Consider the following 20,514-nt stretch of genomic DNA (forward strand, 5'->3'; position numbering starts at 1 on the left):
TTCAGCGGCTGAAATCCAGGCCCTGTTATTCGGAAGGCAGTGGCTTGAAACGGGGATCTTCGGCATCGGGCTCTTTCGGCTTGTCCTGCTCCTTGAAGCGCGGATCAATGTCCACCGGTCCTTGCTCGATGATTTGCTGGGCACGGATGTGCTTGTAAATCTCTTTGATCAGGGGTTCGCAACCTTCGCGGGTCAGGGCCGAAATTTCGAACACCGGGCCTTTGTAGCGCATGCGCTTGATGAAATCCTTGACGCGGGCTTCGCGCTCTTCAGCAGGCACCATGTCCAGCTTGTTGAGCACCAGCCAGCGCGGCTTGTTGTACAGCTTGGCATCGTACTTTTTGAGCTCGGCCACGATGGCCTTGGCTTGCTGCACCGGATCGACGTTCTCGTCAAACGGGGCAAAATCAACCACATGCAGCAGCAAACGGGTGCGTTGCAAGTGGCGCAGGAACAAGTGACCCAGGCCTGCGCCTTCGGAGGCACCTTCGATCAAACCTGGCACATCGGCCACCACAAAACTCTGCTCGGGGGCCACACGGACCACACCTAAATTGGGGTGCAAGGTGGTGAAAGGGTAATCGGCAATCTTGGGGCGGGCATTGGACACCGCAGCGATGAAGGTGGATTTACCCGCATTGGGCATACCCAACAGGCCCACATCGGCCAGCACTTTCAATTCGAGCTTGAGCTCTTTCTTTTCGCCGAGCCAGCCCGGTGTTTTTTGGCGTGGCGCACGGTTGATCGCGCTTTTGAAGCGCATGTTGCCAAAGCCACCGTCACCGCCTTTGGCGATCATGATGGTTTCACCAGGCACCAGCAATTCATAAAGCACTTCACCGGTTTCAGCGTCGGTGATGATGGTGCCGACCGGCATTTTGAGGATGATGTCGTCACCGGCCGCACCGAACATGTCGGAGCCCATGCCGTGCTGGCCTCGCTTGGCCTCATGGCGGCGTGAATAGCGGTAATCGACCAAGGTGTTGAGGTTCACGTCGACAAAGGCAAACACGTGCCCGCCACGACCACCATCGCCCCCGTTGGGGCCACCGAATTCCTTGTACTTTTCATGGCGGAACGAGACGCAGCCGTTCCCGCCGTCACCTGCGGAGATGTCAATATAGGCTTCGTCAACGAACTTCATGAGATTTCCAGTGTAGCTTGGGGTTCGTCATCGCAAAACAAGACGAACCAAAATGCGAAAAGCCCCGGCTTGCGGGGCTCCTCTTCGCAATGGGCGAGACTGGCTTAAACAGCCGGGGTCACGTTCACCATGTGCTTGCTCAGTTCGCCTTTGGTCGAGAACGACACGTGGCCGTCCACCAGGGCAAACAAAGTGTGGTCCTTGCCGATGCCGACATTGCTGCCCGCATGGAACTTGGTGCCGCGTTGACGAACGATGATCGAGCCAGCGCTGATCAGTTCACCACCGAAAGCCTTGACACCCAGCATCTTTGGCTTGGAATCACGACCGTTGCGCGTAGAGCCGCCGCCTTTTTTCTGTGCCATGACCTATTCTCCTCAGGCAGTGATCGCGCCGATTTGCAGTTCAGTGAACTGCTGGCGGTGACCCTGACGTTTCTGATAGTGCTTACGACGGCGCATCTTGAAGATGTGCACTTTGTCGTGCTTGCCATGCGCCAAAACTGTGGCTTTGACTGTGGCGCCGGACACCAGGGGCGTGCCGATCTTCAGTTCGGCGCCGGTACCGACGGCCAGAACTTGATCAATCACGATTTCCTGGCCAACGTCCGCAGCAATCTGTTCTACTTTAATTTTTTCGCCAGCGACAACACGATACTGTTTGCCACCGGTTTTTATGACCGCGTACATAAATGACCTCTTTTGAATGGAAGTTTCCAAGGGCTAATCCCCAAGGAACCTAAGATTTTAGCACGGCTTGACACCCAATTGCAAATCGGCCAATCCTCCCGGACTGGGGCCTGCGCTGAGGGCCACGGCCTGTCCCTATAATCAGGGCCAGTTTCAATCCATTCTCCTGACCCGGACGACTTGTCCGGGCCCTTGCCGGATTTTCCACTTGTCTGCCTCCGAACACAGCACCGCTGCCGTCCTTGCCCTGGTTGCCCCCGACATGGCGCAGGTGGACCGCGTCATCGCCGAGCGCCTGGACTCGGGCGTGCCCTTGGTCGGCGAGGTGGCTAAATACATCATCTCGGCGGGCGGCAAGCGCTTGCGGCCCGTGCTGCTGCTGCTGACCTGTGGCGCATTGGGCTACACCGGCACCCAGCGTCACAACTTGGCCGCCGTGGTTGAATTCATACACACCGCCACCTTGCTGCACGACGATGTGGTGGACGAGTCCACCCTGCGCCGTGGTCGCCCGACTGCCAACGAAAGCTTTGGCAATCCAGCCAGCGTGCTGGTGGGTGACTTTTTGTATTCCCGCGCGTTCCAGATGATGGTGGACGCAGACAACATGCGCGTGATGCAGACCTTGGCCGATGCGACCAATGTGATCGCTGAAGGTGAAGTTCTGCAGTTGATGAACATGCACGATGCCTCGCTGGACGAAGAAGGCTATTTGCGCGTCATCCGGTCGAAAACAGCCAAACTGTTCGAAGCCAGCGCCCGTCTGGGTGCCATTTTGGCGGGCAGCCCTGCCGCCATTGAGGCCGCTTGCGCCAACTACGGCCAGGCCTTGGGCACCGCTTTCCAGGTCATTGACGATGTGCTCGACTACGACGGCAATGCCGCCGAAATGGGCAAGAACCTGGGCGACGACCTGCGCGAAGGCAAAGCGACTTTGCCATTGATCTTGGCCATGCAAAAAGGCACACCAGCACAAAGCCAAACCGTGCGCGAAGCCATCGAAACCGGCAGCGTAGACCGCCTGAACGAGATCGTGGCCATCGTGCGCGAGACTGGCGCACTGGAGGCCACACGCCATGCGGCCGCAGCCGAGGCCCAGCGCGCCATCGATGCCGCCATGCAACTGCCTGACAACGCGCACCGGCAGGCCATGGTGGTGCTGGCATCACAACTGCTGACCCGCCGGACCTGAGCAGCCAGCGCTCGTCCCTTGCAGCCGCTGCATTCAGCGGCTTTTTTGTGTCTGCGCCACACGGGATTTACAAAACGGCCCGCCCGGCCCATCATTCACCCACAGAGGTATTCAATACCCGGGGAGGAGACATGGCAGACATGAACGCCCGCATGGGCAATGGCCAAAGCGAAGACGCGCCCGTGGTCCAGTACGTGCAGCAGCTGCTGGAGCAGGCCGTGGCCCTGCAGGCTTCAGACCTGCACTTTGAGCCCTACGAACACCACTACCGCGTGCGCATGCGGGTGGACGGCGAGTTGCGCGAAATGGCCGCGCCACCCATGGCCCTGAAAGACCGGCTGGCTTCGCGTGTGAAAGTGCTGTCCCGCCTGGACATCGCCGAAAAACGCTTACCCCAGGACGGGCGCATGAAACTGCAGCTGCCCAACGGTCGCGCCATCGACCTGCGCGTGAGCACCCTGCCCACCTTGTTTGGTGAAAAGCTGGTGATCCGGGTGCTGGATTCAGCCCAAGTCCAGCTGGACTTGCCGCAACTGGGTTATGAGACCGGTGATTTGAAGCGCTTGGAGGAAGCGATCCGCCAACCGCACGGCATGGTGCTGGTCACCGGCCCCACTGGCTCGGGCAAGACCCAATCGCTGTATGCCTGCCTGAATCTGCTCAATACGGCAGAGGTCAACATCGCCACTGTAGAGGACCCTTGCGAGATCCAGCTGCAAGGCATCAACCAGGTCAATGTGCAAGACAAGCCGGGGCTGACGTTTGCGGTGGCCTTGCGGGCCTTCTTGCGGCAAGACCCGGACATCCTGATGGTCGGTGAAATCCGCGATTTGGAAACGGCCAACATCGCCGTGCAGGCCGCCCAGACCGGGCACCTGGTGCTGTCCACCCTGCACACCAACGATGCACCCAGCACCTTGGTGCGGCTGCGCAACATGGGCACCGCCACCTACAACATCGCCGCCAGTGTGACCCTGATCACCGCACAGCGGCTGGTGCGCCGTTTGTGCCCGCATTGCAAACACGCCATCACATTGCCTGCCGAAATTTTGGTGCAAGCGGGCTTGTCGGCAGATGCCATCACAAGCGACACGGTCACCATCTTTGCGCCCGCAGCATGCGCACATTGCCACAAAGGGTTTTCGGGACGTACCGGGATTTTCCAGGTGATGCCCGTCACCCCTGCCATGCAAACGCTCGTGCTCAACGAAGCGAGCAGCCAGGAATTGGCCTGGCAAGCACACCGCGAAGGTGTCGCCAGCTTACGGGAAGCGGGTTTGCGAAAAGTGATGCAAGGCATCACGTCGCTGGAAGAAGTTCTGGCGGTGACTCGGGAGGGCACATGACAGCACGCAAAACCAGTCCCTCTTTTGCGTGGCAAGGACGCAATGCACAAGGACAAACGGAAAAAGGGCGAATCAACGCCGTGAACGCTGAATTGGCCCGAGCCCAATTGCGCAGACAAGGCATCAAAGTCGCAACCCTGCAACGCCTGTGGTGGAACCCGGAACCGAGGATTCGCACCCGCGATGTGACACAAATGACTCGGCAACTGTCTGCCTTGCTGCATGCAGGCATCCCCTTGCTGCAAGCATTGCACATGGTGTCGAACAGCCAACCAACAGCGGCACTCACAGCGGTCATTCGGGCCATACAAAAAGATGTGGAAGCCGGCCAAGCTTTGCATGTCGCCCTGGCCAAACATCCGAAACATTTTTCAGGTTTGTACATCAGCATGGTGCAAGCTGGTGAGTCTGCGGGTATTTTGGACACGCTGATGGACCGCTTGGCCAACACCCTGGAAAAGAATGAAGCCCTGCGCTCTCGCGTTCGCTCTGCACTGATGTACCCCAGCGCCGTGATGTTCATCGCCACAGGTGTTCTGACCATGATTCTCGTGTTTGTGGTGCCCGCCTTTCAGGATGTGTTCAAAGCATTTGGCGCAGACCTGCCTTGGCCGACGCAAGTGGTGGTGGCCATGAGCGAGGGCCTTAGCCAGGCGGGACCACTTGCACTTTTCATGGTGTGCGCAGGTGGATGGTTTTGGCCCAAGCTGAGCGCCCAGGAATCACGCGCCAGGCTCTGGCTGAATCGCCATTTGCTCAACATGCCATTGCTGGGGCGCTTGATCCAAAGTGCGGTGGTGGCCCGCTGGGCACAAACCTTGTCCGCATTGTTGGCCGCCGGTGTTCCTCTGACCGAGGCTTTGGGCCCCGTGGCCCAAGCATGCGATCATCTGGTCTTTGAACGCACGACATTGGAATTGCAACGGCAAGTGGGCCAAGGCAGCAGTTTGAGTGAAGCGATGGCACAAACTGCACGCTTTCCGCCCATGATCGTGCAGTTGTGCCACACAGGAGAAGAGACCGGTTCCATGGACACATTATTGGCACGGGCGGGCAAGCTGATGGAAACCGAGTTGGACGACCAAGTCAACGGCCTGTCGAGCTTGCTGGAGCCTTTGATCATCGTGGTGCTGGGTGGTTTAATTGGTGGGATTTTGGTCGCCATGTATTTGCCCATTTTCCGGATGGGTCAGGTTTTTTGATATGCACATAGACGTGTTCAACGGGGTATCGGCCGGCCTGATCGGCTTGGCCATTGGCAGTTTTCTGAATGTGGTCATTCACCGCTTGCCACGCATGCTCGAAGCACAATGGGCCGCAGACACCCAAGCCCACAACGAGGCCGAGCCCCACCCAAAAACCGCCCCTTACAACCTGGCGTTTCCCAGCTCGCACTGCCCGCATTGCGGCTACAAACTGCGCTGGACCGACAACATCCCCGTTCTGAGCTATCTGTGGCTGCGTGGCCAATGCCGCCAATGCCACAGCCCGATCGGCTGGCGTTATATCGCCATTGAGTTGCTGACCAGTGCTTTGTTCGCATGGGCCGTGATGACATACGGCATGGGTGTGCAAGCCATGGCTTGGGCAGGTTTTGCATCGGCTTTGCTGGCTCTGGCCGCTATTGATGCAGACACCACATTGCTGCCTGACGCCATCACACAGCCGCTGACATGGAGCGGCCTGATCGCTGCCAGCATGCAATGGAGCGACCAATCCCTGAACCAAGCTTTATGGGGCGCTACAGCAGGCTACCTCGTGTTGTGGCTGGTGTATTGGCTCTTCAAGTTGTTCACTGGCAAAGATGGCATGGGTCAAGGTGATTTCAAGCTGTTGGCGGCACTGGGTGCATGGCTGGGTTGGCCATCCTTGATGTCTTTGGTGCTGGTGGCATCGCTCACAGGCATTGTCGGAGGGCTGATCTTGCGCTGGCGCGGCCAACTGGGCCAAGGCGGATACATGCCGTTTGGCCCCTTTCTCGCCTTGGCTGGCTTGTGGGTCATGCTCTTGGGGCCCCTTCCTTCACTCCATCTTTGACACATGAATTCACAACGCATTTGGCGCATCGGCCTGACCGGTGGTATCGGCAGTGGCAAAAGCACAGTTGCAGGCATGCTGGCTGCGCGCGGTGCAGCCGTGATCGATGCCGATGCCATCTCGCGCAGCGTGACGGCCACAGGCGGCAGAGCCATTGAGGCCATCACCGCCGCATTTGGCCCCCACATGCTTGACAGCGATGGCGCCATGAACCGCCAGGCCATGCGAGAGCGCATCTTTCAAGACCCTCAAGCCAAACGCCAACTCGAAGCGATCATCCACCCGCTGGTCGGTCAGCTCACCGCCGAGCAAGCACAACACGCCCTGGACACTGGCCACCGCTGTCTGGTGTTTGATGTGCCCTTGCTGGTCGAATCCGGCGAGCGCTGGCGCCGCCAGGTCGATCGCGTGCTGGTGGTCGACTGCGACACCGAGACGCAGCGCCAGCGTGTCATGGTGCGCAATGGCCTGTCGGCAGCAGAAATCGACCGGATCATTGCCCAGCAAGCCAGCCGGGCCCAGCGCCTGGCCTGCGCCGATGCCGTGATCGTTAACCAAAGCATCAACTTGCTCGAATTAGAGGCGCAAATCTCTCAAGTGGCCGCTGACTTCGGGCTATGATTGCGGCACTGGAAAACGCCGCGTGATACTGTACGAATACCCCTTCAACGAACGCATCCGCACCTATTTGCGCTTGCAGCAATTGTTCAACCGCTTTGGCCAATTGATGGCCCGCACCGAAGCGGTGGACCACCACTTTGCGCTGACCACCTTGTTTGAAATCATCGAGGTGGCCTCGCGCTCCGAACTCAAGTCGGATGTGCTGAAGGACCTGGAACGCCAAAAACAACTGTACAACGGCTACCGTGGGAACCCGGCCATTTCCGAAAAAGCTTTGGACGGATTGATCGCCCAGCTTGACGAGCACTTTGAAGCGCTCAACGAAGTCAGTGGCAAGATCGGCATGGGCCTGAGCGACAACGATTTCCTGATGTCTTTGCGCAGCCGTGTGGTCATCCCCGGTGGCACCTGCGAATTCGACCTGCCCGCGTACCACGCCTGGCAACACCACGACGCCAGCAGCCGCAGCGCTGACTTGCGCCTGTGGAGTGCACCGTTTGTACCCTTGGCCCAAACCATCCAGCTGCTGCTCAAAATGCTGCGCGAATCGGGGGCCAGCCAAAAGGTCATGTCCACGGCTGGTCAGTTGCAACAGAACCTGCCGCAAGGGCGCACCTTCCAGTTGCTGCGACTGAAAATCGATCCCGCATTGGGCATCACCCCCGAGATCAGCTGCAACCGCCTGTTGGTGGTGATTCGCATGATGCAGCAGCAAAGCGATGGGCGCTTGGTTGCCACCGCCGAAGATGTGCCGTTCGAGATGTCTTTGTGCGCATGAGCGACGCCCAGCCATCCGAACCGATCAAGCCCCGCCAAGTCCGCTGCCCTGGCTGCGCAGGCCTGAGCCTTTACAGCAGCGCCAACCCTTACCGTCCGTTTTGCAGCGCCCGCTGCAAAGGTGTCGATTTGGGTGCGTGGGCCAGCGAAGAATTCCGTGTACCCGAAGACACTCCACCGGATGACGATTTCGGCGACCCCAGACTGCAATGAGCCCCTGATGCCTGCATTTTCTGCAAGCCCCAACGCAAAAAGCCCGCTTGCGCGGGCTTTTTGCTGTCTACCGATACAGAGGATCAGCGGAATTTGGACTGAGGAATGGTCTTCAAGTCGCCATCCAAGGAACCCACATAAGCCGACAAGGCTTTGAGTTCAGCATTGGAGAACTGCTTGGCCACGCCACCCATCACACCGTTGCTGCGGCCCCAGGTGGACAGATTTTCCACTTTGTAGGACTTCAAGGCGACGAACAGGAAGTCTTTGTGCTGACCCGCGATCTTGGGGTAGCTGGGGTCCACAGGCTTGGAGAAGTTGTCGCCGTGGCAAGACACGCAAGCGCCTTTTTGCAGCAAAGCGGCCACTTTGGCGTCCGGTGCGGCTGGGACCTTGGTCACAGGCTCGGTCTTGCCGTGTTGCTCGTAATAAGCCGCCACATCGGCGATGTCCTGATCGCTCAGGCTGGCGGCAATACCGCGCATGGTGGGGTGCTTGCGGTCGCCTTTTTTGTAGGCATTCAGGGCAGAGGCAATGTACTTGGCGTTCTGACCAGAGATCATCGGCACACGATACACCTCGGGGAAGCTGGCCTGGTAGCCTTTGATACCGTGGCAGCCGATGCACATGGCGATCTTTTGCTCAGCGGCTTTGGCATCGCCCTTCACTTCTTGAGCTTGGGCGGAGATGGCGGTCACAGAGGCGACAGCCAGGGCAAACATCGAGGACAACAGCTTGTTCATTTTGCTCAGACAATCCAAATGATTGATAAAAATCAAATGCGGATTATATCGGGCTGGCCCTCATAATCCTGACAAGCTTTTTTCCTGTTGTTCACGAGACCCTCATCATGAAATTTCAAGGTACCGAAAAATACGTCGCCACCCAAGACCTGATGCTCGCCGTCAACGCCGCCATCACCCTCAAACGCCCCCTGCTGGTCAAAGGCGAACCAGGCACGGGCAAGACCATGCTGGCCGAGGAAGTGTCCGAAGCGCTGAACTTGCCGCTGTTGCAGTGGCACATCAAGTCGACCACCAAGGCCCAGCAAGGCTTGTACGAATACGACGCCGTGAGCCGCCTGCGCGACAGCCAACTGGGTGAGGCCAAGGTCAAGGACATCGAGAACTACATCATCAAAGGGGTGCTCTGGCAAGCCTTCACTTCCGAGACACCAGTGGCCATCCTGATCGACGAGATCGACAAGGCCGACATCGAGTTCCCGAACGACTTGCTGCGCGAGATCGACCGCATGGAGTTTTATTGCTACGAGACGCGCCAGCTGATCAAGGCCAAGACCCGCCCGCTGGTGTTCATCACCTCCAACAACGAAAAAGAGCTGCCCGACGCATTCTTGCGCCGCTGCTTTTTCCACTACATCAAGTTCCCCGAAGCGGAAACCATGAAGCAGATCGTGGACGTGCACTTCCCCACGCTCAAAAAAGACCTGCTGGCCCTGGCACTCAAGACGTTTTACGACGTGCGCAACCTGCCGGGCCTGAAGAAAAAGCCCTCCACCAGTGAGCTGCTGGACTGGCTCAAGCTGTTGGTGGCCGAAGACATCCCACTCGAAGCCTTGCAAAGCGCCGACCAAAAAGTGGCTGTGCCGCCGCTGGTGGGTGCCCTGCTCAAAAACGAGCAAGACGTCACTTTGTTTGAAAAGCTGGTCTTCATGAACCAGCGCAACCGCTGAAGCCACACGGCATGTCGGCTCGCCAACTCTTGCTCGAAGGCATTTCAGACGCCATCGGCTTTGTCGGAGGCGCTTTGGCCGGTTACTGGCTGGGCCAGCTCCTGGGCTGGAACCTGTTCAGCGCAGGCTACAGCGGCACCAGCATCGGCGCGATCTTGCTGGTCGGTCTGGGCGGCGGCGGTGGTCTGCAGCTGGCCCGCCACTGGCGTGCCAAACAAAATGGCCGCACCCAGCCAAACGATTCGGAGTCCCGATGAGCCTGTTTGCCGCACCCGTCACCCTGAGTGGCCAGCATGTGAAGCTCGTGCCACTGGCACCCGCGCACCACGACAACCTGGTCCAGGCGGTGCAAGACGGCCAATTGTGGAACCACTGGTACACCGCCATCCCCCACCCCGAGGCCATGGCCACTGAAATCACACGCCGCTTGGACCTGCAGGCCAAAGGCAGCATGTGCGCCTTTGCCGTGATCGACCCGGCAACAGACCAAGCGGTGGGCATGACCACCTACATGAACATCGACGCGGCCAACCGCCGCGTCGAAATCGGCTCGACCTGGTACCGCCAAAGCGTGCAGCGCACGCTCATGAACACACAAGCCAAGCGCCTTTTGCTGGCCCATGCGTTTGAGCAACTGAACTGCATCGCAGTGGAGTTCCGCACGCATTTTTTTAACCAGCAAAGCCGCCGCGCCATTGAGCGCCTGGGTGCCAAGCTCGACGGCGTGCTGCGCAGCCACCAGATCAACCCGCACCCTCTGGCTGCTGGCACACTGCGCGACACATGTGTGTACAGCATCATTGCCAGTGAGTGGCCCACGGTGAAAGCTCACCTGGACCACCAACTTCGCCGCCAACGCGAGATCATCCCAGACTGATTGCAGGAGACGCCCATGACCACTCTCATTGAGCAAATTCACCAACTCAGTACGTCTGAAAAAATCCAATTGGTTCAGCAAGTCTGGGATGACATTGCACAAGCCCCACAAAGCGTGCCTCCTGTTCCTGAGTTGGTTCAACAGGAAGTCCTGCGTCGCTCGGCATGGAGCCATGCAAATCCTCAAGTTTCTTCCAGCTTGCAAGACATTGCGCAGCGTCTCGGCGTCAAGCTGTGAGCTATAACGTCCGCTTTGCGCCAGATGCCGAGCTGGACTTGGTGGAGGCTTACGCGTGGTACGAAGATCAGTCTACGGGGTTGGGGACGGAACTTTTACGACAAATCAGCATCCAGGAGGCACGACTGAGGCGCAATCCTTTAGTGCATGCCGTGGCCTACGCTCACATTCGTCGGGTGTTCTTGGGCCGCTTTCCCTATGCACTGCATTTTGAAATCTTGGGTGATACGGTCCTTGTTTTGGCCTGTATCCATCAATACCGATCACCTCGCATTTGGCCTCAAGTGCAATAGCCATGGATAAAGAAGACATTCCTTTTTCGAAAAGCCAACAACAATGGCTGATGTGGGTCCCACTTTCGATCGCAGCAGTGGTCTTGGGTGTTGACTACAGGCAGTTCGTTAAGCCCTCGTGGGCAATGGATTTTTGGCAACTCGTTAACCCTCAATTGAGTGAAGACGCCAGCAAGTGGGGCACCTTTGGTGACTACTTTGGTGGCTTGCTCCATCCTGTAATCTCTGCCTGCACCTTATTTGTGGCAGTTGGTGTTTGGAAATTTCAAGAAAAAGAGGTTTCGCCACACCACAACCCCAATAAGCAAGCCAAATTTGGCGCAAGTACTGCTGAATTGATTACAGGTAGAGCCGCCTTGCAAGATTGGCGAATCGCACTGGAGCAACAGACAAACAACGGCAAAGGCTGGTGTGATCTACTTGACTCAGAAAAAATCGCCACAGAATATGGCTTGCTTCAAGGCCTGCATCCAGACCGAAAAGTAAAGTTCGAAAAGTTGCTGAGCGAAAATCGCAACTTGTTTTCCACCCCCCCAGACGTGGAGAAAGAAACCACCTCATGCTGATCGATTTTTTCTACACCCTTCGCGCCGCCAAAGTGCCTGTCTCGGTGCGCGAGTTCCTTACCCTGCTCGAAGCCCTGCAAGCCAACGTGGTGGGGCCCACATCGGACGCCTGCAGCATCGACGACTTCTACCACCTGAGCCGCACCGTGCTGGTCAAGGACGAAAAGCACTTCGACAAGTTCGACAAGGCTTTCGGTGCCTACTTCAAGGGCGTGGAGATGCTGACCGATTTCACCAAGGAAATTCCGCTCGACTGGCTGGAGCAGATCCTCAAAAAAGAACTCACCCCCGAGCAAAAAGCGGCCATCGAGAAGATGGGTTGGGACGAGTTGATGGAGACGCTCAAAAAGCGCCTCGACGAGCAAAAAGAGCGCCACGAAGGCGGCAACAAGTGGATCGGCACGGGCGGCACCTCGCCGTTTGGCAATGGCGGCCAAAACCCGCAAGGCATCCGCATTGGCGGCAAAGGGGGCAACCGCAATGCCGTCAAGGTTTGGGACCAACGCGCCTACAAGGACTACGACGACCAGCAAGAGCTGGGCACCCGCAACATCAAGGTGGCACTGCGCCGTCTGCGCCGCTTTGCCCGCGAAGGCTCCATCGAAGAGTTGGACCTGGACGGCACCATTCGCAAAACGGCGGCCAATGCCGGGTATCTGGACATCCAGATGCGCCCAGAACGCCACAACAACGTCAAAGTGCTGCTGCTCATGGACGTGGGCGGCACCATGGACGACCACATCGCCCGCGTTGAAGAAATGTTCTCCGCCGTCAAGGCCGAATTCAAGCACCTGGACTTCTATTACTTCCACAACTGCGTGTACGACTTCATGTGGAAGAACAACAAGCGCCGATTTGCCGAAAAATTTGCCACCTGGGACATCCTGCGCAAGTACAACAAGGACTACAAGCTGATCTTCATCGGGGACGCGACCATGAGCCCCTATGAGATTTTGCAAAAAGGCGGCAGCGTCGAATACAACAACGAAGAAGCGGGTGCCGAATGGTTGCAGCGCCTGACGCACACCTTCCCCAAATTCGCCTGGATCAACCCCGAGCCACAAGGCGTGTGGCAATACCGTCAAAGCATTTCAATCATTCAGCAACTCATGAGCCAACGGATGTTTCCCCTGACCCTCAAGGGCTTGGAAGATGCCATGCGTTTGCTGAGCAAGTGAATCTGCGCACTTGTATTCAGACTCTGCTGCTGGTCTGCAGCCTCTGGTGCAAACTGGCTTTGGCCGATGCCCCCGCCGTCGAAACACCCCGAGAGCCCTTGGCCTTTGAGTTGACCGTCCAGGCCAATGAAAAAGACACCGCTGCATGGATGACGCAGCACCTGGAATTGCAGCGTTACAAAAACCTGTCTGATCTCGATGACCAAGAAATGGCCAAACTGCTGCGCGATGCCGATGTGCAAGCGCATGAACTGCTGGCCACGCAAGGCTACTTCAACCCCCAACTGCAGTGGCAGCTGGACACCACCCCCACGCCTACACACCTGCGCCACGTGAAGCTGGGCATCGTTGTGGGCCCTGCAGCCCGCATCACCGACATCCAGATCAATTGGCAAGGCGACATTGCCCAGCGCGCCGAGGCCGAGCAACAGCGAGCGCAAGTGGTCACCGACTGGGCTTTGCCGTCTGGACAGGATTTCAGCCAGAGCCAGTGGAGCCTGGCCAAATCCAAAGCGCTCAGGCAAGTGCAAGCCGAGCGTTACCCGCACGCACAGATTGCGCAAAGTCAGGCCGATGTAGACGCACAAAGCAACCAGGTGCGCCTGTCACTCACCATCGATTCGGGCTCTCAAGTCACGATCGGGCCCGTGCTCATCACAGGCACGGAACGCTACAGCGCCGAACAAGCCGAGCGCCTGGCGCATTTGAAAACGGGCGCTGTCTACAAACAAAGCGATCTCTTGATGGCCCAGCAACGCCTGGTGGCCAGCGGTTTTTACGATGCGGTGTTCGTCTCGCTCGACCCCGATGGGCCCGTGGACGCCACCCCGGTCAAGGTGGAGTTGAGAGAAACACTGCGCCAGAAATGGGTCATGGGCCTGGGTGTGCGCAGCGACAGCGGACCACGCCTGACGGCCGAGTACACCCAAAACCGCCTGCCCGGGCTGGGCTGGCGCGGCGTGACGAAATTGTCGGTCGACAAAAAACTGCAGTCTTGGAGCCTGGACCTGCTGGCACCACCCGATGAAGACCTGTGGCGCTGGAACGGCGCTGCCCAACTGGAACACCAGCAATTGGTGGGCTACGAAGTGAGCAGCCAACGTTGGCGCTATGGCCGCACCCAGCGCGAAGAAAGAACCGACCGCTCCTATTACGCGCAGTACGACGCCTCGAGCAGCACAGGCTCGCTGGTCGGTCAACGCGAATCGGTCAGCGCCAACTACGCCTGGACTTGGCGCCGTTACGACAGCCTGCCCTTCCCCACCCAAGGCATTGGCGGCAGCCTGGAGCTGGGCTCGGGCGTGAGTCTGGGCACGCAGCATGAAGTGTTCACCCGCTGGCTGGCGCGTGCCTTGTGGCTGCAACCCCTGGGCAGCGCATCAGGGCGTCTGGCCGTGCGCGCAGAGGCGGGCAGCGTGATCAGCCGAGACACCTCAGGCCTGCCCACCACGCAGCTGTTTTTGGCCGGTGGCGACAACAGCGTGCGCGGCTATGCCCCGTCCAGCATCGGCATCACGCAAAGCAATGGCGCCGTCGCCCCTGGCCGCTACTTGGCCACGGGCAGTGTGGAATGGCAGCGCCCCATCCGCTGGAACCAACAAGGCACCGATTGGGAAAGCGCGGTGTTTGTGGACGCCGGTGCGGTGTCCGATGACATGCACCAGCTCAAAGCGCTGGTGGGTTATGGCGTGGGTGCCCGCTGGCGCAGCCCCATCGGCCCGCTGCGGGTGGACCTGGCTTACGGCCAGGCGGTGCAGAAATTGCGTTTGCATCTGAGCGTGGGCTTTGTCTTTTGATGAGCCACAACACCGCCAACACCGCCAACGACCAGCAGCCCAAGCCGCGCAGCAAACTGCGCCGGCTGGGCCTGCGCCTGGGTCTGCTCCTGGGTCTGATCTTGAGCGGTGCAGTTCTGGTTCTGAGCGCGCTGTGGTGGTGGGCGGGCACGCCAGGCTCTTTGGCCAGCACGCTGAATCTGGCCGCCCGACTGATGCCCACCAGCCAGCGCCTGAGCACCGATCTGGTCAACGGGAGCTTGCGCCACGGTGGGCAAGTGGGCCAATGGCATTGGCAACAAGGCGCATTGCAAGTGCATGGTGAGCAAACCGCCTTCACGCTGGACTGGCCACGCCTTTGGCAAGGCCATTTGCCACTGGCGCAATTGCATCTGGGGCATCTGAAGATCGATGACCAGAACCCGGCGAGCGAACCCACCCCACCCACCACCTTGTATTGGCCGCTGCACATCGATCTACCTTGGCAAATCGACCGGCTCGAATGGGCGGGGCCTCCGGCCTTCGAGGCCTTGGGCCTGCAAGGTCACTACCGTTACGACGGCAGCGAGCACCGTCTGGAGGTGCAGCCGTTTGAGGTGGCGCAAGGCCGCTACAGTGTGCAGGCCCGACTGCAAGCGGCAGCGCCCATGGCCCTGCACGCCAGCTTGCAAGGCCAGGTCCACACCATGGGTCCTGCGGGCAGCAAGCCCTTGACGCTCACCGCCCAAGCCACGGCCGAAGGCACCCTGTCGGGCCTGTCAGCCGCTTTGGCGGTCAAAGCGCAACTGCAACCGAGCAGCGCCACAGCTTCTGGCACAGGCATGCAGCTGCAAGTGCAGGCGCAAATCCACCCCTGGCAAGCCCAGGCCATCACGCAAGCCCAGGCCGACTGGCAGCAATTGGATCTGGCCGCACTCTGGCCCGGCGCACCCCAAACCCGTCTGGAGGGCCAAGCCTCGGTCACGCCCGAGGGCTCGGGTTGGATGATCCAGGGCCAGCTGAACAACCAAAACCCCGGCCCCTGGGACCGGCATGCCCTGCCCCTGAGCCACTTGAGCGCCCAACTGCACCGCCCAAGCCATGGCCTGTGGCAGATCAAGCAACTGCAGGCCAAGGTGGCAGGCGGTCAAGTGCAAGGCGAAGGACAGCAAACCCCAGCTGGCTGGACAGGCCAGGTCAACATCGCAGGGGTCCAGCCCGAGCTGCTGCACACCGCCATGGCCGCAGGTGCACTGAACGGACAGATCAAGGCACAGGCCACCGACGCACGCACCGTGGCCATTCAAGTCGACCTCCAAGGCGCAAGCACCTTGGGCAAAAACGCCACCGGCCTTCGCTGGGACAAACTGCACCTGCAAGGCCAATGGCAAGCCGCCCTTTGGAAGATCGAGTCCCTGGAGGTTCAGGCGGCGGACGCCAAGCTGCAAGCGCAGTTCAGCTTCGCGCCCCAACAGCAATCTGCGCAAGGGCAAGTCGAATGGCAATGGCCCGGCATGAAAGCCCAAGCCCAGGGCGTGCTGGCCCCCAAGCAAGGTCAAGGCCATCTGCAAGTCGCCATGAGCGATGCCGCGCTCAGCATGGCCTGGCTCAAGCGCTGGCCCGGTTGGGCCGAACGGCTGCAAGGCTGGCAAGCCTCGGGGCCTGCGCAATTGAATGCGCAGTGGCAAGGCGGCTACCGTCAGGCCGATGCGCCCATTCAAATGCGCGTGACACTGCCCAGCTTGAGCACATCAGCCAAGGGGCCAAACGCCTGGCAGCTGCAGCACAGCCAGGTCACATTACAAGGCAGCTTGCAGGCATTGCAAGCGAGCATCGAGGCACGCTGGCTGAGCGGAACGCAAACCGTTCAAATGCAATCTCAAGCCAGCGCCAGCAGCACCGCGCTGTTGGACGGGCCATGGCAAGGCAAGATCCAGAGCGCATCGGTGCAGGTGTCATCGCCTGAACGCAGCGCGTCCTGGAAAGCCCTGCTGCAAGAAGCTGTGGCCTGGCAATGGACGCCTTCCGCCATCCACGATGTGGCGCAGTGGCAGGCTGGTCGCATTGCGGTGGAAGGCCCATCCCCCGGACAAGCCATGCTGCGTTGGGAAGCCGGGCAATGGCAGTCACGCACCTTGGCGACCAAAGGGGCAGTTGCAGCACGCCACACCTCCACCACAGCGCTGAATGCCCAGATCGATGATCTGCCCTTGAGCTGGTTACCCCTCGGCTTGGGCTCAGAAATCCAAAGCGATGTGATGCTCAAAGGCCAGATCCGGCTGGAACAAGCCGAGGCTTTGCACGTCCGTGCAGGGCTCGAACGCAGCCGAGGCGACTTGCGCATTGGCGCTGAGAACGCCCCCGGACAGCGCATCAATTCCGGTCTGCGGGACGCACGCGTGGGACTGGTGATTGACAACGAAGACGTCCAAGTCCAACTCAATTGGGACAGCGAACAAATGGGCCAACTGCAGGCGCAAGCCCAAACCCACCTGAGCCACGACACCCAAGGTTGGCATTGGCCCTCGCAAGCCCCGGTATCGGGCCAACTGAAGGCCAAGCTGCCCCGCGTGGGCGCATGGTCCTTGCTGGCACCACCGGGCTGGCGCGTGCAAGGCACACTGGACACCCAACTCGAACTCTCGGGCACCCGCCAAGACCCGCAGTGGCAAGGCCATGTGCAGGCCAACAACCTGGCCGTGCGTTCGGCCGTGCAGGGCATCGAGTTCAGCCAAGGCCAATTGCGCGCACGGGTACACGGCCAGCAAGTGGACCTGGAGCAATTGAGCTTGCGCGGCGCAGGCACCCAAGGTGGCGAACTCCAGACCCAAGGTCAGCTGATCTGGCTCCCCCCCGCAGCAGGCATGGCCAACACATCGCCCCTGGGCCAGGTGGACATGGTGCTCAACCTGCAAGCCAAGGCCCTGCGGGTGAGCAACCGTGCCGACCGGCGACTGGCCATCTCCGGTCAAGTCAAAGCCCAAATGCACCAAGGCCAACTGCAGTTGCGCGGACAAATCCAGGCCGATCAAGGCCTGTTCATCCTGGCCGAAGACAGCACCCCCACCTTGGGGCAAGACGTGGTGGTCACCCACCCACGATCGACCAAAGCGCCGCTCAAAACAGAGGCCTCCGCGCAAGGCGTGTCCATGATCGGCACGCCCGATGTGCAAGTCACACTGGACCTGGGGCCGGACTTTCAGATCCAAGGCCATGGCTTGACCACGCGTTTGGCAGGCAAATTGAATGTGCTCAGCAACACCAGCACCAAAGGCATTCCACGATTGACCGGCGAAGTCAGCACCGAAGGCGGTCGCTACAAAGCCTATGGGCAAAACCTGAACATCGAAACCGGTTTGTTGCGCTTCAACGGGCCCTCCGACAACCCCTTGCTGGAGATTCTGGCCATCCGTCCCAACCTCTCGCAACGCGTGGGGGTGCAAATCAGCGGCAGCGCCATCACCCCCAAGGTGCGCCTGTACTCCGACCCCGAGTTGCCCGATGCCGACAAACTGGCCTGGCTGGTGCTGGGACGGTCTGGCGCCAACGGCGGTGCCGAGTCGGCCGTCTTGCAGCAAGCGGCCCTGGCCTTGTTCAGTGGCAATGGCAAAACATTGAGCGGTGAAATGGCCGGTGCCCTGGGCTTGGACGAGATTTCGCTGGCCAACGGCAGCCGCAGCGACACGACCGCCACAGGCGCAGCTGTCACGCTGGGCAAGCGCCTGTCCAAAGACTTTTACCTGGTCTACGAAACCAGCCTCAAAGGCACTTTCGGCAGCTTCTATGTGTTCTACGACCTCTCGCGCCGCCTGACCTTGCGGGCTCAAGCGGGACAGGACAATGCACTCGACTTGATCTACACCGTGCGCAGGGATTGATCAGCGCTGGGCCCGCTGCGATGGCGCATTGCGCTGCAAGACCTCGATCAGGTCCTTGTATTCAAAGGGTTTCATCAGATAGTCGTTCATGCCCGCTTCCAGGCAAAGGTCGCGGTCCTCATTGAAGCCCCCCGCCGTCAAAGCCACGATGGGCACATCGTGGAACGCAGGATTTTGACGAATGCGCCGTGCGGCCTCCAAGCCCCCCATGACGGGCATCTGGATGTCCATCAACACCAGATCGCAGCGGACTTCGCCGAGCATCTGGATCGCCACCAGGCCATTTTCGGCCACCGCCACCTGAGCCCCGGCCAGCTCGAGCAACTGCTGGAGGATGCCGCGCATGGACAGGTTGTCCTCGGCCAGCAAAACACGCAGGCCCTGCACCTGATCAGCGGCCTGCAAGCCTTGTGCATCCCGTTTTTGGTCGTCGCCTGCATGGCTCAAAGGCAATCGCACCGTGAACCAAAAGGTTGAGCCCACGCCCACTTGCGATTCGACCCCCACATCGCCACCCATCTGCTGAGCCAACCGTTTGCAAATGGACAACCCCAAACCTGTTCCGCCTTGGGCACGGGTGTATGCATCGTCACCCTGCACAAAACCTTCGAAGACCTTGGCCTGAAGCTGCGGTGCCAGACCCATGCCAGTGTCTTGCACTTCAAAACGCAGATGCGCATGCTCTGCTGCGCTGAACGCATGCCGCACAGACACCCGCACATGCCCTCGCTCGGTGAACTTGATGGCATTGCCCACCAGATTCAAAAGCACCTGCGCCAGGCGTTGGGCGTCGCCCAAGCGATGGGGATGCACCTCGGGGGCCCACTCGACCAAGTAGTGCAGCCCCTTGCTGGCACAGGCCTGCCCCACCAGATCACTGACTTGCTGCAACACATCACGCAAATCAAACGGCAGATGAGCCAACTCCAGTTTGCCGTGCTCCAGCTTTGACAAGTCCAAAATGTCATTGATGATGCCCAGCAACAAGCGGCCAGCACTTTTGCTTTTGTTGAGCAAAACACGCTGCTGATCGTCCAAAGGCGTGGCCAAGACCAAATCCGTCAAAGACAACATGGCGCTCATCGGGGTGCGGATTTCATGGCTGATGTGCGCCAAAAATTCTGTCTTGGCTGCATTGGCTTTTTCTGCCCGCTCTCGCGCCTGATGCAAACTGTCTTCGTACAGTCGGCGTTGGCTGATGTCGCGGCTCACGCCCAAGATTTCAACCAGGCTGCCATTGGCCCCCATCACCGGAAAAGCCAACACCTCGGTCCAAAAGCGGCTGCCATCCTTGCGCCAATACTCCAGCTCGTTGCGAAACTCTGGCGGTGGCAGCCCCTGCTGCAATGCGGCCGCCACATCCACAAAATACTGAAGCGAAACCGCTTGCGAATCCGGCGTCAGGGTTTCATCGATGGTGTGCTTCATCGCCTCTTCAGGCGTGTAACCGCGCAACTGCTCAATCGCCGGACTCACATACGTGATCTCCCCGAGCGGGCTCATGGTCCACACCACGTCCCGCGCACTGTCGGTCAACAGGCGCAAGCGCTGTTCACTGACACGCAATTTTTCCTCGGCCAAAAGCTGCTCCGAAACGTCTTTGGCCATCAGCACACACACGGTCTTGCCATGTGGATCGGGCAAGGTGGCCATGACCGAAATTTCGGCAAACACCTGAACACCATCGCTGCGCAGCAGCTGATGGATCCGTGAACCTTTTTCAAGCGGCTGTTGTGTCAAAAATTCAGCGGCCTGCGTCTCGCCTGGGCGCAAGACCGAACGGGCCAGTGTCGACCATGGTGCTTGGCGCAAAGATGCGGGCGAACAGCCCATCAGTTGGGCAAAGTGACCATTGACCGATCGGACCGTCCCCGTTGGGGCGTCCACGAGCGCCACGCCACAAGGGGCCTGTTCAAAAAGCAAATGCCAATCGTCTTGCTTGGGCGCAAAAAACCGGTGAAATGTGCTTTTGATCAAATCCAACATTTTGGGGATTATCTTGCAAATTTCGACGGTGAC

General features: G+C 59.4%; 19 protein-coding genes and 1 pseudogene. 15 read left to right on the forward strand and 5 right to left on the reverse strand.

The genetic code is table 11. The features are described 5' to 3' along the window. Positions 1-25: 25 nt before the first annotated feature. The 3 genes from cgtA to rplU form a co-directional block, all read right to left on the reverse strand. A complete protein-coding gene (gene cgtA, locus B9Z52_RS15570) occupies positions 26-1,144 on the reverse strand; it encodes an Obg family GTPase CgtA (protein ID WP_108414772.1) in 1,119 nt (372 codons plus the stop codon). A 104-nt stretch (positions 1,145-1,248) separates the two neighbouring features. Further along, a complete protein-coding gene (gene rpmA, locus B9Z52_RS15575; RefSeq protein ID WP_019426391.1) occupies positions 1,249-1,509 on the reverse strand; it encodes a 50S ribosomal protein L27 in 261 nt (86 codons plus the stop codon). A gap of 12 nt (positions 1,510-1,521) precedes the next feature. After that, on the reverse strand, positions 1,522-1,833 hold the full coding sequence (rplU, locus tag B9Z52_RS15580; RefSeq protein WP_108414773.1) for a 50S ribosomal protein L21: 312 nt from the start codon (positions 1,831-1,833) through the stop codon (positions 1,522-1,524). Positions 1,834-2,041: 208 nt separating this feature from the next. Between rplU and B9Z52_RS15585 the strand changes: the two genes are divergently transcribed. The 7 genes and pseudogenes from B9Z52_RS15585 (at position 2,042) to B9Z52_RS15615 (ending at position 8,019) form a co-directional block, all read left to right on the forward strand. After that, positions 2,042-3,025, forward strand: coding sequence for a polyprenyl synthetase family protein (locus tag B9Z52_RS15585; protein WP_108414774.1), 984 nt, complete (start codon positions 2,042-2,044; stop codon positions 3,023-3,025). 170 nt (positions 3,026-3,195) lie between these two features. Continuing rightward, positions 3,196-4,371 (forward strand): annotated as a pseudogene (locus B9Z52_RS15590) (GspE/PulE family protein); the annotation flags it as partial. Further along, positions 4,368-5,573: a type II secretion system F family protein gene (locus B9Z52_RS15595; protein ID WP_108414775.1), complete on the forward strand. Its 1,206-nt coding sequence runs from the start codon at positions 4,368-4,370 to the stop codon at positions 5,571-5,573. The pseudogene B9Z52_RS15590 and the gene B9Z52_RS15595, both read left to right, overlap by 4 nt. 1 nt (position 5,574) lies before the next feature. Beyond that, positions 5,575-6,408 (forward strand): A24 family peptidase, encoded by an 834-nt coding sequence (locus B9Z52_RS15600; protein ID WP_108414776.1) that lies wholly within the window; start codon positions 5,575-5,577, stop codon positions 6,406-6,408. 3 nt (positions 6,409-6,411) lie between these two features. Continuing rightward, complete coding sequence (gene coaE / locus B9Z52_RS15605; protein WP_108414777.1) at positions 6,412-7,029, forward strand: dephospho-CoA kinase; 618 nt, start codon at positions 6,412-6,414, stop codon at positions 7,027-7,029. Between the two features lie 22 nt (positions 7,030-7,051). Then, positions 7,052-7,807 (forward strand): cell division protein ZapD, encoded by a 756-nt coding sequence (zapD, locus tag B9Z52_RS15610; protein ID WP_108414778.1) that lies wholly within the window; start codon positions 7,052-7,054, stop codon positions 7,805-7,807. Further along, positions 7,804-8,019, forward strand: coding sequence for a DNA gyrase inhibitor YacG (locus tag B9Z52_RS15615; protein ID WP_108414779.1), 216 nt, complete (start codon positions 7,804-7,806; stop codon positions 8,017-8,019). The genes zapD and B9Z52_RS15615 overlap by 4 nt, the downstream gene beginning before the upstream one ends. Before the next feature lie 83 nt (positions 8,020-8,102). On the opposite strand, the gene B9Z52_RS15620 is transcribed toward B9Z52_RS15615, so the two are convergent. Beyond that, entirely contained in the window at positions 8,103-8,762 is a 660-nt protein-coding gene (locus B9Z52_RS15620) for a cytochrome c (protein ID WP_108414780.1), read from the reverse strand. Positions 8,763-8,869: 107 nt separating this feature from the next. Here B9Z52_RS15620 and B9Z52_RS15625 point away from each other — a divergent pair, with 107 nt between their 5' ends. The 8 genes from B9Z52_RS15625 to B9Z52_RS15665 all read left to right on the forward strand — a co-directional run bounded on the left by B9Z52_RS15625 (position 8,870) and on the right by B9Z52_RS15665 (position 18,495). Next, entirely contained in the window at positions 8,870-9,712 is an 843-nt protein-coding gene (locus B9Z52_RS15625; RefSeq protein ID WP_108414781.1) for a MoxR family ATPase, read from the forward strand. An 11-nt stretch (positions 9,713-9,723) separates the two neighbouring features. Beyond that, the gene (locus B9Z52_RS15630) at positions 9,724-9,969 is read left to right on the forward strand and encodes a hypothetical protein (protein ID WP_108414782.1); all 246 of its coding nucleotides are present in this window, start codon (positions 9,724-9,726) and stop codon (positions 9,967-9,969) included. Continuing rightward, positions 9,966-10,589, forward strand: coding sequence for a GNAT family N-acetyltransferase (locus B9Z52_RS15635; RefSeq protein ID WP_108414783.1), 624 nt, complete (start codon positions 9,966-9,968; stop codon positions 10,587-10,589). Before B9Z52_RS15630 ends, B9Z52_RS15635 begins: the two co-directional genes overlap by 4 nt. A gap of 15 nt (positions 10,590-10,604) precedes the next feature. Next, positions 10,605-10,826: an addiction module protein gene (locus tag B9Z52_RS15640; RefSeq protein ID WP_108414784.1), complete on the forward strand. Its 222-nt coding sequence runs from the start codon at positions 10,605-10,607 to the stop codon at positions 10,824-10,826. A 295-nt stretch (positions 10,827-11,121) separates the two neighbouring features. After that, positions 11,122-11,685: a hypothetical protein gene (locus B9Z52_RS15650; protein ID WP_108414786.1), complete on the forward strand. Its 564-nt coding sequence runs from the start codon at positions 11,122-11,124 to the stop codon at positions 11,683-11,685. Next, the gene (locus B9Z52_RS15655; RefSeq protein WP_108414787.1) at positions 11,679-12,863 is read left to right on the forward strand and encodes a VWA domain-containing protein; all 1,185 of its coding nucleotides are present in this window, start codon (positions 11,679-11,681) and stop codon (positions 12,861-12,863) included. Before B9Z52_RS15650 ends, B9Z52_RS15655 begins: the two co-directional genes overlap by 7 nt. After that, positions 12,860-14,659 carry an autotransporter assembly complex family protein gene (locus tag B9Z52_RS15660; RefSeq protein WP_108414788.1) on the forward strand — a complete coding sequence of 600 codons (1,800 nt, stop codon included), beginning with the start codon at positions 12,860-12,862 and terminating at the stop codon, positions 14,657-14,659. The genes B9Z52_RS15655 and B9Z52_RS15660 overlap by 4 nt, the downstream gene beginning before the upstream one ends. Then, the gene (locus B9Z52_RS15665; RefSeq protein WP_108414789.1) at positions 14,659-18,495 is read left to right on the forward strand and encodes a translocation/assembly module TamB domain-containing protein; all 3,837 of its coding nucleotides are present in this window, start codon (positions 14,659-14,661) and stop codon (positions 18,493-18,495) included. The genes B9Z52_RS15660 and B9Z52_RS15665 overlap by 1 nt, the downstream gene beginning before the upstream one ends. On the opposite strand, the gene B9Z52_RS15670 is transcribed toward B9Z52_RS15665, so the two are convergent. Continuing rightward, positions 18,496-20,481 (reverse strand): PAS domain-containing hybrid sensor histidine kinase/response regulator, encoded by a 1,986-nt coding sequence (locus tag B9Z52_RS15670; RefSeq protein ID WP_146182873.1) that lies wholly within the window; start codon positions 20,479-20,481, stop codon positions 18,496-18,498. Between the last annotated feature and the right edge of the window lie 33 nt (positions 20,482-20,514).

The organism is Limnohabitans sp. Jir72 (genome assembly GCF_003063575.1).
Taxonomy (GTDB): domain Bacteria; phylum Pseudomonadota; class Gammaproteobacteria; order Burkholderiales; family Burkholderiaceae_C; genus Limnohabitans_A.

Bases quoted from the DNA above. Each gene is read 5' to 3' on its own strand.
- cgtA (WP_108414772.1), bottom strand. From the start codon at position 1,144: ATGAAGTTCGTTGACGAAGCCTATATTGACATCTCCGCAGGTGACGGC.
- rpmA (WP_019426391.1), bottom strand. From the start codon at position 1,509: ATGGCACAGAAAAAAGGCGGCGGCTCTACGCGCAACGGTCGTGATTCC.
- rplU (WP_108414773.1), bottom strand. From the start codon at position 1,833: ATGTACGCGGTCATAAAAACCGGTGGCAAACAGTATCGTGTTGTCGCT.
- B9Z52_RS15595 (WP_108414775.1), top strand. From the start codon at position 4,368: ATGACAGCACGCAAAACCAGTCCCTCTTTTGCGTGGCAAGGACGCAAT.
- B9Z52_RS15600 (WP_108414776.1), top strand. From the start codon at position 5,575: ATGCACATAGACGTGTTCAACGGGGTATCGGCCGGCCTGATCGGCTTG.
- coaE (WP_108414777.1), top strand. From the start codon at position 6,412: ATGAATTCACAACGCATTTGGCGCATCGGCCTGACCGGTGGTATCGGC.
- B9Z52_RS15615 (WP_108414779.1), top strand. From the start codon at position 7,804: ATGAGCGACGCCCAGCCATCCGAACCGATCAAGCCCCGCCAAGTCCGC.
- B9Z52_RS15620 (WP_108414780.1), bottom strand. From the start codon at position 8,762: ATGAACAAGCTGTTGTCCTCGATGTTTGCCCTGGCTGTCGCCTCTGTG.
- B9Z52_RS15625 (WP_108414781.1), top strand. From the start codon at position 8,870: ATGAAATTTCAAGGTACCGAAAAATACGTCGCCACCCAAGACCTGATG.
- B9Z52_RS15630 (WP_108414782.1), top strand. From the start codon at position 9,724: ATGTCGGCTCGCCAACTCTTGCTCGAAGGCATTTCAGACGCCATCGGC.
- B9Z52_RS15635 (WP_108414783.1), top strand. From the start codon at position 9,966: ATGAGCCTGTTTGCCGCACCCGTCACCCTGAGTGGCCAGCATGTGAAG.
- B9Z52_RS15640 (WP_108414784.1), top strand. From the start codon at position 10,605: ATGACCACTCTCATTGAGCAAATTCACCAACTCAGTACGTCTGAAAAA.
- B9Z52_RS15650 (WP_108414786.1), top strand. From the start codon at position 11,122: ATGGATAAAGAAGACATTCCTTTTTCGAAAAGCCAACAACAATGGCTG.
- B9Z52_RS15655 (WP_108414787.1), top strand. From the start codon at position 11,679: ATGCTGATCGATTTTTTCTACACCCTTCGCGCCGCCAAAGTGCCTGTC.
- B9Z52_RS15665 (WP_108414789.1), top strand. From the start codon at position 14,659: ATGAGCCACAACACCGCCAACACCGCCAACGACCAGCAGCCCAAGCCG.
- B9Z52_RS15670 (WP_146182873.1), bottom strand. From the start codon at position 20,481: ATGTTGGATTTGATCAAAAGCACATTTCACCGGTTTTTTGCGCCCAAG.